This is a genomic window from Streptomyces sp. NPDC056738, from assembly GCF_042790435.1.
Taxonomy (GTDB): Bacteria; Actinomycetota; Actinomycetes; order Streptomycetales; family Streptomycetaceae; genus Streptomyces.
The window spans coordinates 36,538-49,598 of sequence record NZ_JBHTZF010000002.1 but is presented as its reverse complement, the minus strand read 5'-3'; the positions used below and the strand labels follow the sequence as shown (position 1 = coordinate 49,598).

At 73.4% G+C, this 13,061-nt stretch carries 12 protein-coding genes; 3 read left to right on the top strand and 9 right to left on the bottom strand.

The window, feature by feature from the left end; translation table 11 throughout:
• Positions 1-44 precede the first annotated feature (44 nt).
• From ACFRIC_RS03990 to ACFRIC_RS03950, 9 genes are all read right to left on the bottom strand, one after another.
• On the bottom strand, positions 45-950 hold the full coding sequence (locus ACFRIC_RS03990; RefSeq protein WP_382779002.1) for a LysR family transcriptional regulator: 906 nt from the start codon (positions 948-950) through the stop codon (positions 45-47).
• Between the two features lie 79 nt (positions 951-1,029).
• A complete protein-coding gene (locus tag ACFRIC_RS03985; protein WP_382780768.1) occupies positions 1,030-2,223 on the bottom strand; it encodes a glycine C-acetyltransferase in 1,194 nt (397 codons plus the stop codon).
• 18 nt (positions 2,224-2,241) lie between these two features.
• A complete protein-coding gene (gene tdh, locus ACFRIC_RS03980) occupies positions 2,242-3,270 on the bottom strand; it encodes an L-threonine 3-dehydrogenase (RefSeq protein ID WP_382779000.1) in 1,029 nt (342 codons plus the stop codon).
• A gap of 372 nt (positions 3,271-3,642) precedes the next feature.
• Entirely contained in the window at positions 3,643-4,230 is a 588-nt protein-coding gene (locus tag ACFRIC_RS03975; protein WP_382778998.1) for a GAF domain-containing protein, read from the bottom strand.
• Complete coding sequence (locus ACFRIC_RS03970) at positions 4,227-4,826, bottom strand: ATP/GTP-binding protein (protein ID WP_382778996.1); 600 nt, start codon at positions 4,824-4,826, stop codon at positions 4,227-4,229. The genes ACFRIC_RS03975 and ACFRIC_RS03970 overlap by 4 nt, the downstream gene beginning before the upstream one ends.
• Positions 4,804-5,181 (bottom strand): DUF742 domain-containing protein, encoded by a 378-nt coding sequence (locus ACFRIC_RS03965; RefSeq protein ID WP_382778994.1) that lies wholly within the window; start codon positions 5,179-5,181, stop codon positions 4,804-4,806. The genes ACFRIC_RS03970 and ACFRIC_RS03965 overlap by 23 nt, the downstream gene beginning before the upstream one ends.
• A complete protein-coding gene (locus ACFRIC_RS03960) occupies positions 5,178-5,612 on the bottom strand; it encodes a roadblock/LC7 domain-containing protein (RefSeq protein WP_382778992.1) in 435 nt (144 codons plus the stop codon). The genes ACFRIC_RS03965 and ACFRIC_RS03960 overlap by 4 nt, the downstream gene beginning before the upstream one ends.
• 62 nt (positions 5,613-5,674) lie before the next feature.
• Positions 5,675-7,768 carry an ATP-binding protein gene (locus ACFRIC_RS03955; RefSeq protein WP_382778990.1) on the bottom strand — a complete coding sequence of 698 codons (2,094 nt, stop codon included), beginning with the start codon at positions 7,766-7,768 and terminating at the stop codon, positions 5,675-5,677.
• Between the two features lie 346 nt (positions 7,769-8,114).
• On the bottom strand, positions 8,115-9,332 hold the full coding sequence (locus ACFRIC_RS03950) for an MBL fold metallo-hydrolase (RefSeq protein ID WP_382778988.1): 1,218 nt from the start codon (positions 9,330-9,332) through the stop codon (positions 8,115-8,117).
• Between the two features lie 382 nt (positions 9,333-9,714).
• On the opposite strand from ACFRIC_RS03950, the gene ACFRIC_RS03945 reads away from it, so the two are divergent.
• The 3 genes from ACFRIC_RS03945 (at position 9,715) to ACFRIC_RS03935 (ending at position 13,054) form a co-directional block, all read left to right on the top strand.
• A complete protein-coding gene (locus ACFRIC_RS03945) occupies positions 9,715-11,334 on the top strand; it encodes a 5-guanidino-2-oxopentanoate decarboxylase (RefSeq protein ID WP_382778986.1) in 1,620 nt (539 codons plus the stop codon).
• Positions 11,331-12,512: a Glu/Leu/Phe/Val dehydrogenase dimerization domain-containing protein gene (locus tag ACFRIC_RS03940; RefSeq protein ID WP_382778984.1), complete on the top strand. Its 1,182-nt coding sequence runs from the start codon at positions 11,331-11,333 to the stop codon at positions 12,510-12,512. Before ACFRIC_RS03945 ends, ACFRIC_RS03940 begins: the two co-directional genes overlap by 4 nt.
• A gap of 122 nt (positions 12,513-12,634) precedes the next feature.
• Positions 12,635-13,054: a hypothetical protein gene (locus ACFRIC_RS03935; RefSeq protein ID WP_382778982.1), complete on the top strand. Its 420-nt coding sequence runs from the start codon at positions 12,635-12,637 to the stop codon at positions 13,052-13,054.
• Positions 13,055-13,061 lie beyond the last annotated feature (7 nt).

The following is a 13,061-nucleotide window of genomic DNA, read 5'->3' as shown; positions in this document are numbered from 1 at the left end:
CGACGCGGTCGGCGCGCTCGACGCACGTGACGCGCTCGACGGACTCAGTCGTCCGTGGCCGCCCGCGTCAGCGCCTCCAGGACGGGCCGGATCAGCGGATGCCCCTCGGCGCCGCGGCGCACGGCGGCGAAGACGCGGCGGGTCGGGGCGACCCCGTCGACGGGGCGCACCACCACACCCGTGAGGTCCATGCCCCGCAGCGCCGAACGCGGCACCAGGGCGACACCCGCGTCGGCGGAGGCGAGGGCGACGACGGCACGGAAGTCGTCCGAGGAATGTTCGAGGCGCGGCTGGAATCCGGCGTTCTCGCAGGCCAGGACGACCACGTCATGGCAGGGGTTGCCGGGGTACGGGCCGATCCAGGGGTCCTTGGCGAGCTCGGCGAGCGGCACTTCCGCGGAGTCGGCCAGGCGGTGGGTCACCGGCACGACGGCGTCGAAGGGCTCGGCGTAGAGCGGGACGTGGGTCAGGCGCGGATCGTCCGCGTCCGGGGCGCCGCGGTACTCGACGGCCACCGCGATGTCGACCTGCCGGTCCAGCACCATCGGCAGACTCGCGTCGCCCTCGGCGTCCTGGACGCGCACGAGGATGCCCGGCGAGGTGACGCCGAGGCGGGCCAGTGCGGGGGCCACGACCAGGCCGATGCCGGTCGCGAAGGACGCCACGGTGACCGTCCCCGCGGAGCCGGCACTGTAGGCCGCCAACTCGGCCTCGGCCCGCTCCAGTTGGGCCAGCACGGCGTTGGTGTGGCTGAGCAGGATCTCGCCGGCGGGTGTGAGCCGTACGCCCTTGGCGCCGCGCTCGACGAGTCGGTGGCCCGTCTCCTGCTCCAGGGCGGTGAGCTGCTGCGAGACCGCCGAGGGCGTGAGATACAGCGCGGCGGCCGCCGCCGTCACCGTGCGGTGGTCGGCCACCGCACGGAGGATGTGGAGCCGCCGCGCTTCGATCATGCGACCGATTCTCTCAGGTCACACGCCTTTTCCGGCCATCGGACCGGTGAGCGCCCCCGGCACGGGGGCGCGTCCGCCCTCAGGCGTCGAGTTCCGCGCGCGCCGCCACGAAGGCGTCCACGGCCCGGTTCACGTCCTCGGTGGAGTGCCCCGCGGAGAGCTGCACCCGGATACGGGCCTTCCCCTGCGGGACGACCGGGTACGAGAAGCCGATCACGTACACGCCACGCTCCAGGAGCAGCTCCGCCATGCGGCCGGCGACGGACGCGTCACCGATCATGACGGGGGCGATCGCGTGGTCGCCGGGGAGGATGTCGAAGCCCTCCTCGGTCATCCGCGAGCGGAACAGCGCCGTGTTCTCCCGCAGTCGCACCCGCAGGTCGTCGGCGGACTCCAGCAGGTCGAGGACCTTCAGGGAGGCCGCGGCGATGACCGGGGCGAGCGTGTTCGAGAAGAGGTACGGGCGCGAGCGCTGGCGCAGCAGGGCGACGATCTCGGCGCGGGCGGCGACGTAACCGCCGGAGGCGCCGCCGAGGGCCTTGCCGAGCGTGCCGGTGATGATGTCGACGCGGTCCATGACCCCGTGCAGCTCGGGGGTGCCCCGGCCGCCGGGGCCGACGAAGCCCACCGCGTGCGAGTCGTCGACCATGACCATCGCGTCGTAGCGGTCGGCGAGGTCGCAGATCTCCTGGAGCGGGGCGACGTAGCCGTCCATGGAGAAGACGCCGTCGGTGACGATCAGCCGGCGGCGCGCGCCGGAGGCCTCCTTGAGCTGCGCCTCCAGGTCGGCCATGTCGCGGTTGGCGTACCGGAAGCGGCGCGCCTTGGACAGCCGGATGCCGTCGATGATCGAGGCGTGGTTGAGGGCGTCGGAGATGACCGCGTCCTCGGCGCCGAGGAGGGTCTCGAAGACACCGCCGTTGGCGTCGAAGCAGGAGGAGTAGAGGATCGTGTCCTCCTGGCCGAGGAACGCGGACAGCCGCGCCTCCAGCTCCTTGTGCACCTCCTGCGTACCGCAGATGAAGCGGACGGAGGCCATGCCGTAGCCCCAGCGGTCGAGCGCCGCGTGGGCGGCGGCGACGACCTCGGGGTGGTCGGCGAGACCGAGGTAGTTGTTCGCGCAGAAGTTGAGGACCTCACCGGGGCGGCCGCCCGCGGTGACGTTCACGGTCGCGGACTGCGGGGTGCCGATGACCCGCTCGGGCTTGTGCAGCCCGGCGGCGCGGATCTCGTCGAGGGTGGTGCGCAGGTCGTCGCGGACGGAGTCGAACATCATCAGTTCCTTAAGTCCTCAGAGGGTCCAGTCGAGAATGACCTTGCCGCCACGGCCGCCGGCCGCGTCGTCGAACGCCGCCTCGTAGTCCCGGAATCCGTACCGGCCGGTGATCACGGGCGTGAGGTCGAGGCCGCTCTCCAGGAGGACCGACATCGCGTACCAGGTCTCGAACATCTCGCGGCCGTAGATGCCCTTGATCGTGATCATGGAGGTGACGATCCGGGCCCAGTCGACGGGGAACTCCGCGGACGGCAGACCCAGCATGGCGATCCGTCCGCCGTGGGTCATGTTGGCGATCATGTCGCGCATGGCCTCGGGGCGGCCGGACATCTCCAGGCCGATGTCGAAGCCCTCGCGCAGGCCGAGGGTGCGCTGTCCGTCGGCGATCGTCGAGCCCGCGACGTTGAGGGCGAGGCTGACGCCGATCTTGCGGGCCAGTTCCAGGCGCTCCTCGCTGACGTCGGTGATGACGACGTTGCGGGCGCCGGCGTGGCGGGCCACGGCGGCGGCCATCAGACCGATCGGTCCGGCGCCGGTGATCAGGACGTCCTCGCCGACGAGCGGGAAGGACAGCGCGGTGTGCACGGCGTTGCCGAACGGGTCGAAGATCGCGGCGACGTCGAGGTCGACCGGGACGCGGTGCACCCACACGTTGGTGGCGGGCAGCACGACGTACTCGGCGAAGGCGCCGTCGCGGCCGACGCCGAGGCCGACGGTGGCACGGCAGAGGTGGCGGCGTCCGGCGAGACAGTTGCGGCACTTGCCGCAGACCAGGTGGCCCTCGCCGCTGACGCGGTCGCCGATGTTGATGTCGGTGACGTCGCGGCCGGTCTCGACGACCTCGCCGACGAACTCGTGGCCGAGCACGAGGGGCGTCGTGATGGTCTGCTGCGCCCAGCCGTCCCAGTTGCGGATGTGCAGGTCGGTGCCGCAGATCCCGGTCCTGAGAACCTTGATCAGTACGTCACCGGGGCCGGCCTGCGGCTCGGGGACGTCCGTGAGCCAGAGTCCGGGCTCCGCCTTCTCCTTGACCAGCGCCTTCACTCGTGCGGCTCCTGTGCGTGAGGTCCCGGGAAGGGGCACGCCGAAGCGGCCCGCACCGGGGAGAGGGGTGAATTCACCCAGGAATCTGCCGTACGACGGTGCCCTGGGTCCATCGAGGATTTCTTAAGCGCGGCCCCAGCTTTCCTTCACGCCCGCGTTCTCCCGGCCCGTCCATGGGCCGGTCGCCGGGCCGCCGGGGCGGCGCGGGGCAGGAGGCGATGTGGGGGACGGTGGTGTCAGGCACGGCTACGGGGACATGCGGCACCCCCGTTCCACGGGGGTGCGTCACGGATGTCAGGGAGGGGTCCCGGCATACGTCCCAGGATGGGTCCCGGGCGGCCGGCAGGGCCGGACCCTCGCCCCGGCGCGTCGTCAGATCCCGTGGTCCTCTTCCCGCCGTTCGAGCTGCCCGGTCAGCTCGGCCGCCATCGCCTTGATGGTCTCCAGGCCCGTCCTTCCCCAGGGGCGCGGCTCGACGTCCACGACACAGATCGTGCCGAGGGCGATGCCGCTGCGGTCGAGCAGCGGGGCGCCGAGGTAGGAGCGGACGCCGAACTCATCGACGACCGGGTTCCCGGCGAAGCGCGGGTAGTCGCAGACGTCCTCCAGGACGAGCGCCTTGCGGCGCACCACGACATGGGGGCAGAAGCCGTGGTCCCGGGCCATGTAGCGGCCCAGTTCGAGTTCGCCGCCGTCCAGGGCGGCCGGGAGCCTGCCACCCCGGGCTCCGCCGTCCGGGGTGTGCAGACCCGCGAAGAACTGCTGTCGCTCGTCGATGAAGTTGACCATCGAGTAGGGCGCGGCGGCGACGTGCGCGAGGCGGTCCGCGAAGGCGTCGAGGGCGGGCTCGGAGCGCTCCCCGAGGCCCAGCCGGCGCAGTCTGCGCACCCGGGCGGGGGCGTCCTTGTCCTGCGGCGTCAGGAGCAGACGGCCGCCCGGCCCCGGCGAGTCGTACCTCATGTACGGGCTCCATGGCTCGGGAGGTGGGCGGGCGCGTGGGCGAGGAGGTGCCGGACCAGGGTGAGCAGCGTCTGCACGCCCGAGCTGGAGATACGGGCGTCGCAGCACACGACGGGGATCTCGGGGTCGAGGTCGATGGCCGCGCGCACCTCGGCCGGGTCGTAGCGGTACGAGCCGTCGAACTCGTTGACCGCGACGATGAACGCGAGACCGCGCTGTTCGAAGAAGTCGACGGCGGCGAAGCAGTCCTCCAGGCGCCGGGTGTCGGCGAGGATGACCGCGCCGAGCGCGCCGTCGGAGAGCTCGTCCCACATGAACCAGAACCGCTCCTGTCCGGGTGTGCCGAACAGATAGAGCACGTGTTCCGGATCCAGGGTTATGCGGCCGAAGTCCATCGCGACGGTCGTCTCGACCTTGTTCTCGATCCCGTCGAGCCGGTCGGTCGAGGCGCTGACGGTGGTCAGCAGTTCCTCCGTGCTGAGCGGCGCGATCTCGCTCACCGCGCCGACGAACGTCGTCTTGCCGACCCCGAAGCCTCCCGCCACCAGGATCTTCAGCGCGGTGGGGAACGGGTCAGAGCTGTCGTCGTAGTCCATCGAGCACTGCCTCCAGAAGGGACCGGTCAGTGGGGTTGGGGTGGAACCGAGGGGGCTTGGTGGTCAGCGCCCCGCAGTCGACGAGGTCCGACAGCAGCACTTTGGTGACCGCCGCCGGCAGCTTCAGATGGGCGGCGACCTCCGCGACCGAGACGGGCGCCCGGCAGCGTTCGAGCGCCTGGCGGTGTTCGGGGCCGAGGTGGCCGAGGGGGGTGGCTCCGGTGGCCATGACCTGGGAGAGGAGGTCGAGCGCGGTGCTCGGCCGGGTCCGGCCGTTGCTGACGGTGTAGGGGCGCACGAGGCGTCCCGCCGCGTCGTCGAGCCAGGGCCCGTCACCGGCCGCGGCCGCGTTCAAGACCGCATCGCCGACGGTTCGACGGCGGGCTGCCGGGGCGCGGTGACCAGATAGGGGCGGACGCTCTTGACCAGCATCGCCATCTCGTAGCCGAGGACGGCCGCATCGGCCTCCCGGCCCGCGAGCACGGCGAGGCAGGTTCCGGAGCCCGCCGTGGAGACGAACAGCAGGGTCGAGTCGAGTTCGACCACGACCTGGCGCACCTCGCCGCCGTCGCCGAACCGCACGCCCGCGCTGCGTCCGAGGGCGTAGAGGCCGCAGGCGAGGGCCGCCATGTGGTCGGCGCTGTCCGGGTCCAGGCCGTGGACCGACTTCACGAGTCCGTCGCTGGAGAGCAGCACCGCGCTGGTGGTGTGGGGTACGCGCTGGACAAGGCCGCTCATCAGCCAGTCGAGGTCGGACACGTGGCCGGTGGGCGCATCGCTCGCCATGGGGGATCGACTCCTTGAGGTACGAAGGTCTGCGGGAGCGGTGGGGGTGGGTGCGGGGGTCGTCATCCGGCCGGTGTGCTCCCGTCGTGCCGGCTGGTGCGATCGTGGCCGGAGGCGAGGTCGTGGGCTCCTCGCGGTGCCGGTGCGTGGGTCGTGCGCTCCCCGCCCGGGCGGACCGTCGGTGCGCCGTGCTCCGGGGGTGCGTCCAGCGCGTCGGGGCCGTCGGCGGGGGTGCCGGTGGTCAGGTGTCCCCGGGCCCGGGCGGCGCCGTCGCCGCGCGCGGTCTCCGGGCGGGTCCGCTCGGGGAAGGAGGCGGGCGCGCCCGGTGGGGCCGCGGGCGACGGGACCCGGGACGGCTCCGGCAGCCGCCGGTCCGCCGGATCCGCGTGAGCGGTCTCCGCGAGTCCGATCCCGCGCTGGAAGGCCGCCATGAGTCCCGGGTCGTGCCCGACGTGGTGGTCGGTGTCCGGGCGGGGCGCCTGTCCTTCGCGCAGTTGCGGCACGAGGTGCTCCTGGGCGCGCCGCTTGGGGAGGCTGGGCTTGCCCATGGTGCCGCGGACGACCCCGGCGCGCGGGGTGGGCGGCAGGGCCGCGTTCTCGGCGGCGGTGAGGCGGTCCTCGGGGCGGATGCCGGGCAGGGCCTCGGCGGGGTTGGGCCGTTCGGCACGGGAGCCGCGCACCGGGAGCGGTCCGGCCCCGCGCGTCCCGGCCGGCGCGTCCGCGCCCCGCCCGGGTGGCCGTTCCCGTCGTACGGGCTCGGGCAGGGCTTCCCGGGACAGCTCGCGCGCCGACTGCCGGGGCACGACGGGGGCCGGCGGGCGGCCGCCGGGAAGCGCCGGGACCTGCGCCGGCGGCGGGTGGGCGGGACCGGGTCCGAGGGCCGGCCGGTGCCCGCCGTTCGTCCCGTTCGGCGGCGCCTGGGTCAGGCCCGCGTCCTCGACGGCGTCCGGGGCCGCGCCCAGCAGGTCCTGCGGGACCACGAGGACGGCCTGGACGCCGCCGTAGATGTTGTTCTGGAGCCGTACGTGGATGCCGTGCCGGCGGGCGAGCTGCGAGACGACGAACAGGCCGATGCGCCCGTCCTGGAGCAGGCCGGCGACATTGACCTGGTCGGGGTCGGCGAGCAGGGCGTTCATCCGGTCCTGTTCGGCGGCCTGCATGCCGAGGCCGCGGTCCTCCACCTCGATGGCCAGGCCCGAGGTGACGAGGTCGACCCGCAGCAGCACCTGGGTGTGCGGGGCGGAGAACACGGTGGCGTTCTCGACGAGTTCGGCGAGCAGGTGGATGACGTCGGCGACGGCGTGGCCGCGCAGGGTGCCTTCGATCGGGGGCACGAGCTTGACCCGCGAGTACTGCTCGACCTCGGCGATCGCGGAGCGCAGCACCTCGGTCATGGAGACGGGGTTGCTCCACTGACGGCGGGACACGGCGCCGCCGAGCACGGCCAGGTTCTCGGCGTGGCGCCGGATGCGGGTGGCCAGGTGGTCGACGTGGAAGAGGCCCTTGAGGAGGTCCGGGTCCTCGATCTCGTTCTCCAGCTCGTCGAGGATGGAGATCTCGCGGTGCACGAGGGACTGCAGGCGCCGGGCCAGATTGACGAAGACCTCGACCTTCTGGTCGCTGCCCGCACGGCTGGAGAGCTGCGCGGCCTGCACGACGGCGGCCACGGCGCCGTCGTGGGCGCGCGAGAGGTCGGCGGCGAGCAGTTCGAAGTCGTCGGCGTCGGCGGGCGGGCGGCGGCGCTTCTTGCGCGCGGGCGGGTCCTCGCCGCGGCGCAGCCCCTCGACGACGGCGCGCAGGTCGGTCTCGGTGCGGGCGCTCGTGCGGCGCAGGGCTCCTATGCGCTCGCGTACGGACGCGGCGGCGCGGTCGGCGGCGACGGCGGCGATCAGGATGCCGGCCAGGGCCACGCCCACCGCTCCGGCGAGGACGGCCCACAGGACGGGGCCGGGCCGGGCGCCGGTGGAGCGGACGGTGAACAGGACGGCGGCGCACGCGCTGAGGGCCACGGCGGTCGGCGGCAGGACCGCGAGGCGCAGGAGCTGGTGCCGCAGGTGGGTCTCGGGCGGCGCGGGGGTGGCGCGGGCGGCCGGTCGGCCGTGCCGCCCGCCCTCGCGGCGGTCTGCGCGGGCGGCCGGTGCGCGGAGGTGAGACATCGGCGTCCTCGTACTGGATGCGTCGGGGGCGTGGAGCTCCCGTGGTTCCGCGACTCGGGTGTGCGCCGTCGCGGTGCCGGTCGAGAGAGCCGAAGAAATCGGCCCTGCGTCGCCCGTCGGCAACTGACAGTAGTCGCCAACGCATCATGTGCGGTGGGCTGTTGACAAAGTCCACCGGGTGGCGTCCCGCTCTGGTATGAGGCGTCGCACGGCTGACCGATAACCCCGTCGGACAGGCGTTCGCACCAGGCTCCGGATCCGATCAGAGCTGGTCACAAGCGGTCGCAAGGAAACAGCGAGGGCCGGGGAGCATGGCGCTCCCCGGCCCTCGCATCCGATCGGTGGATCAGCCCGCGGGCACCGTCTCGGGCTCGCCGGTGCCTTCCGTCGAGCCGTCGGCGACGTCACCCGGCGTATCGGTCACGGGCTCCTCGACGACCGGCCAGCCGCCCTCCGGCGCGCGCGCCACACCGCGCCACCACGGCTCGGAGGGGACGGTCTCGGCGGTGGGCTCGAAGGGCTCTCCGGGACGGGGCAGCGCGACGCGCGCGCCGACCGCGCGGCCGGCGGCCAGCGTGCCCTCACCCGGGTCGGCCCAGGCGTGGGTGGCCAGGTTGAACGTCCCCCAGTGGATCGGCAGCATCACTCCGGAGGGCTTCCCGCCCTGGAGGTCCAGGTGGGAGCGCATCCCCTCCTGGGGCGTCATGTGGATGTCGGGCCAGAAGTCGCTGTAGGCGCCGATCTGGATCATCGTGGCGTCGAACGGGCCGTGGGCGGCGCCGATGTCCTTGAAGCCCTGGAAGTAGCCGGTGTCGCCGCTGTGGTAGATCCGGTGCGCGTCGCCCTCGGCGACCCAGGAGGCCCACAGGGTGTGCTGGGTGTTGCGCAGGCCGCGTCCGCAGAAGTGGCGCGCCGGTGTCGCGGTCAGGGTGATCCCGCCGACCTTGGTCGACTCGTTCCAGTCCAGCTCGCGGATCCGCTCGGCAGCGATGCCCCAGTGCTCCAGGTGGGCTCCGACGCCCAGCGGTACGGCGAACACGGTGTCCGTGCCGCCCAGCTCCTTGATCGTGGGCATGTCCAGGTGGTCGTAGTGGTCGTGCGAGATCACCACGACGTCGACCGGGCCGAGCGCGGCGAGCGGCAGCGGAACCGGGTGCAGCCGCTTGGGGCCGGCGAAGGCGAAGGGGGAACAGCGCTCGCCCCAGACCGGGTCGAACAGCACGCGGTGGCCGTCGATCTCGGCGAGGACGCTGGAGTGCCCCATCCAGGTCAGCCGCAGCCCGGTCGCGGCGGGCCTGGCCAGGTCGGCGAGGGTCGTCGCGTGCACGGGCACGGTCCCGGCCGGGGAGCGGTGGGCGCGCTCCTCACTGCGGAAGTAGACCTTCGCGAACTCCACCATCGAGCCGTCGGGGCGGGTACGGGCGGTCTCCGGGTTCTGGAAGACTCCGTCCGCGAAGTTCGGCGAATTGCGGATGCGGCGCATGCGCGCACCAGCCGGATCCGCGCCGAAGGCGGCGGGCCGCAGCGCGCGGAGCCCGGAGCTCAGGGTACGGAAACCGGTCACGGATACCTCCAGATGGAGTCGGTCAGACTTTCATTATGGTCGTCGCCTCTGACAGCGCCGGGTCACCCGGTCACAACGCGATGTCCGTGGCCTTCGTTCCGTAGATGCCAACCCCGCCGCACCCCCGCTTCTTCCGCTCCGGCGAAGCGTTCTGGGCGCCGCCGTGCCCGCGGCGACACCGGCCGGGTGCGTTGACACGACCCGGCGAGCGTTCCGATACTGACTCATGGTTCAGTAGAGAGCAGGCGCCCCGGCAGCCCGGGAGCCGCGCCGGCCCGTCCACGTCTGGAGACACCGTGTACCGCCTTCCCGCCGAACCGGCCCCGGCCCAGGGCGCCGCGTGCGCCGCCGGGCGTGCCGACGCCGTCGCGCGGAGCCTGTGATGGGCGAGATGCTCACCGGCGGCGAGGCCGTCGTCCGCGCGCTGTCCGGACACGGCGTGACCCGCGCCTTCGGCATCCCCGGCACGCACAACCTGGAGATCTACCGCCACCTGTCCGCGTACGGCGTCCGGCACGTCCTGACGCGCCACGAACAGGGCGCCGGATACGCCGCCGACGGCTACGCGCGCGTGACCGGGCGTCCCGGTGTCGTGATCACCACGACCGGACCCGCCCTGCTGAACGCCGCGGCCGCCGTCGGCCAGGCCTACTCCGACAGTGTGCCGCTGCTCGTGGTCTCCCCCGGCATGCCCCTGCGCCACCCCCGGCTCGCGACCGGACTGCTGCACGAGACGCGCAGTCAGACGGAGGCTCTGCGGGGCGTCGCCGCGTTCAGCCACCGCGTGTCCTCGGTCGCCGAGATCGACGCGGCGGTGGCCCGCGCCTTCACCCTGTTCCGCACCGGCCGGCCGCGCCCCGCGCACATCGAGGTCCCCCTCGATCTGCTGGAGGCCGCCGAGGAGACGGCTCCCGCGCGCGTCACCCCTCCCCTCCTCCCCCTCGCCCCGGCACCCCTCGCCGTGGAGCGGGCCGCCGAGGCGCTGCGCGAGGCCCGCCGTCCCGCGCTCGTCCTCGGCGGCGGAGCACGCGGTGCGGCCGCCCCGCTCCTGGCGCTCGCCGAGCGGCTCGGGGCTCCCGTCCTCACCACCGCCAACGGCAAGGGCGTCGTCGCGGAGAGCCATCCGCTGGCCGTCGGCGTGTCGCTGCACAGCCCCGCGGTCCGGAACTGGCTCGCGGAACGCGACGCCGTCCTCGCCGTGGGCACCGAACTCGCCGAGTCCGACTTCTGGTCCGCGCCGCCCGCCCTGAACGGCACCCTGATCCGCGTGGACGTCGACCCGGACCAGATGTACGCGGGTCCGGCCGTGGACGTCCCGGTCGTGGGCGACGCGCTGCTGTCCCTGACGGCGCTGCTCGCCGCCGTCGGGGAGCCGGGCGTCACGGCCGGGCACGCGCGCGTGCCCGACGAGGACCCCGTCCGGCGGGCGGCGGCACTGCGGGCCGCCCGGAACGCCGAGACCGCCGCGCGCGACGCCCGCTGGATCCCCTACCTGCGGGTGATCCGGTCCGTCCTGCCCGAGGACGCCGTGATCACCTCGGACAGCGCCCAGTGCTGCTACTACGGAGCGCTCCCCCACCTCCCGCTCGGCCCGGCGGGCCGCTATCTTCACCCGACCGGCTACGGCACGCTCGGCTACGCTCTGCCCGCGGCGATCGGAGCCAAGGCGGCGTGCCCCGGCCGCGAGGTCGTGGCGCTCAGCGGGGACGGCGGCCTCCAGTTCACCGTGCAGGAACTGGCGACCGCGGTACAGCTCCGCCTCCCGCTGCCCGTCGTGGTCTTCGACAACGGCGGCTACGGGGAGATCCGCGACGAGATGGCGGCCCGGGGCGACACGCCCACGGCCGTCGACCTCGCTCCGGTCGACCTGCCCGCCCTGGCCCGCGCCTACGGAGGACAGGGCACGCACGCGTACAGCCCGGACGAGCTGGGCACCGCGCTCACCCGGGCGCTGCGCACCCCCGGCCCCACCCTGATCGTCGTTCCCGAGGAGACCCGATGACCGCCGCCCCCCTGATGACGCTCACCTGGACGGACCACGTCACCGGCCGTCCGGGGTTCCTCGTCGTCGACCGGCTCGTACGGGGCGTCTCCAGCGGCGGTCTGCGGATGCGCCCCGGCTGCACGCTGGAGGAGGTCACCGGACTCGCCCGCGGCATGACCATGAAAGAGGCTCTGCACTACAACCCCGAGGGCCGGTACGTCCCGCTCGGCGGCGCCAAGGGCGGGATCGACTGCGATCCCCAGGACCCGGCCGCGTACGGACTGCTGGTGCGCTATCTGCGCGCCATGCGCCCCTACATCGAGAACTTCTGGACCACCGGCGAGGATCTCGGACTCAGCCAGGACCTGGTCGACCGGGCCGCCGAGGAGGCGGGCCTCGTCTCGTCCATCCAGGCCGTGTACCCGCTGCTCGACGACGAGGCGGCGGCCCGGCGGCGGCTCGCGGACGCCTTCGCGGTCGAGGTGGACGGCATCGGCCTCGACGAACTGGTCGGCGGCTGCGGGGTCGCCGAGTCGGCGCTCGCCGCGCTGGACCGGGCCGGGACTCCGTACGCGGGAACGCGTGTCGCCGTCCAGGGGCTCGGCACCATGGGCGGGGCCACCGCGCGCTTCCTCGCGCGCGCGGGACTCAGGATCGTGGCCGTCGCCGACGTCAAGGGAACCATCGCGAACCCGGACGGCCTCGACGTCGAGGCGCTCCTCGGGGCGCGGGACGCGTACGGGACGGTCGACCGCGGGGTGCTGCGGCCGGCCGACCGCGAACTCCCCGGCGACGCCTGGCTGTCCGCCGACGCCGAGGTCCTGGTGCCCGCCGCGGTCTCGTACGCGATCGACACGTCCAACCAGCGCGACATCAAGGCCCGTTGGATCGTCGAGGCGGCCAACATGCCCGTCCTCGCGGACGCGGAGGAGCTGCTCGCCGCGCGCGGGATCACCGTCCTGCCGGACGTCGTCGTCAACTCCGGTACGAACGCCTGGTGGTGGTGGACCCTGTTCGGCGACATCGGCGCCGACGCGGACGAGGCCTTCGCCCACACCCGGCGTTCCATGCGCGCCCTGATCGACCGGACGCTCGCGCGCGCCGAGGCCGACGGGACGACCCCGCGGGCCGCCGCCCACGCCATCGTCACCGACCGGCTCCCGGTCATCGCGGAGCGGTTCGGCTGGTACCGCTGAGGCCCCGGAGCCGGGGGCGGCGATTCCCTGGCGGGAATTGAGCCGCAGACCGGACCGCAGCAGAGTCGGTGCCGTCAGAGGAACCGCGCGAGTGACGCGCACCGACCCGCACGAGGAGCATCATGTCCGCCATCGACGCACAGGACCTGATCGAGCGCTACATCGGCGTCTGGAACGAGGCCGACCCCCGGATCCGCCGCGAGACCGTACGCGAACTGTGGGCCGAGGACGGTGTGCACGTACTGCGTCCCCCCGCGGAGATGCACGACAGCGCCGTGTCCCTCGGCTTCGGCACCGCCGTGCTGGAGGCCCGGGGTCACGACGAGCTGCACGCGCGCGTGACGCGTGCCTACGAGGAGTTCGTGGCCCCCGGGACGTACGTGTTCCGGATCGGGGAGTCCGCCCGCCGCCTGCACGACGCGGTCACGTTCCGCTGGGAGTCGTTCCACACCGGCGAGGGACGGGTCACCGGCGGCGGACTGGAGTTCCTCCTCCTGGACGAGGAGGGGCGCATCAAGGCCGACTACCAGTTCGTCGACTGACACGGGG

Bases quoted from the DNA above. Each gene is read 5' to 3' on its own strand.
- ACFRIC_RS03990 (WP_382779002.1), bottom strand. From the start codon at position 950: ATGATCGAAGCGCGGCGGCTCCACATCCTCCGTGCGGTGGCCGACCAC.
- ACFRIC_RS03985 (WP_382780768.1), bottom strand. From the start codon at position 2,223: ATGTTCGACTCCGTCCGCGACGACCTGCGCACCACCCTCGACGAGATC.
- ACFRIC_RS03975 (WP_382778998.1), bottom strand. From the start codon at position 4,230: ATGAGGTACGACTCGCCGGGGCCGGGCGGCCGTCTGCTCCTGACGCCG.
- ACFRIC_RS03970 (WP_382778996.1), bottom strand. From the start codon at position 4,826: ATGGACTACGACGACAGCTCTGACCCGTTCCCCACCGCGCTGAAGATC.
- ACFRIC_RS03960 (WP_382778992.1), bottom strand. From the start codon at position 5,612: ATGGCGAGCGATGCGCCCACCGGCCACGTGTCCGACCTCGACTGGCTG.
- ACFRIC_RS03955 (WP_382778990.1), bottom strand. From the start codon at position 7,768: ATGTCTCACCTCCGCGCACCGGCCGCCCGCGCAGACCGCCGCGAGGGC.
- ACFRIC_RS03945 (WP_382778986.1), top strand. From the start codon at position 9,715: ATGGGCGAGATGCTCACCGGCGGCGAGGCCGTCGTCCGCGCGCTGTCC.
- ACFRIC_RS03940 (WP_382778984.1), top strand. From the start codon at position 11,331: ATGACCGCCGCCCCCCTGATGACGCTCACCTGGACGGACCACGTCACC.
- ACFRIC_RS03935 (WP_382778982.1), top strand. From the start codon at position 12,635: ATGTCCGCCATCGACGCACAGGACCTGATCGAGCGCTACATCGGCGTC.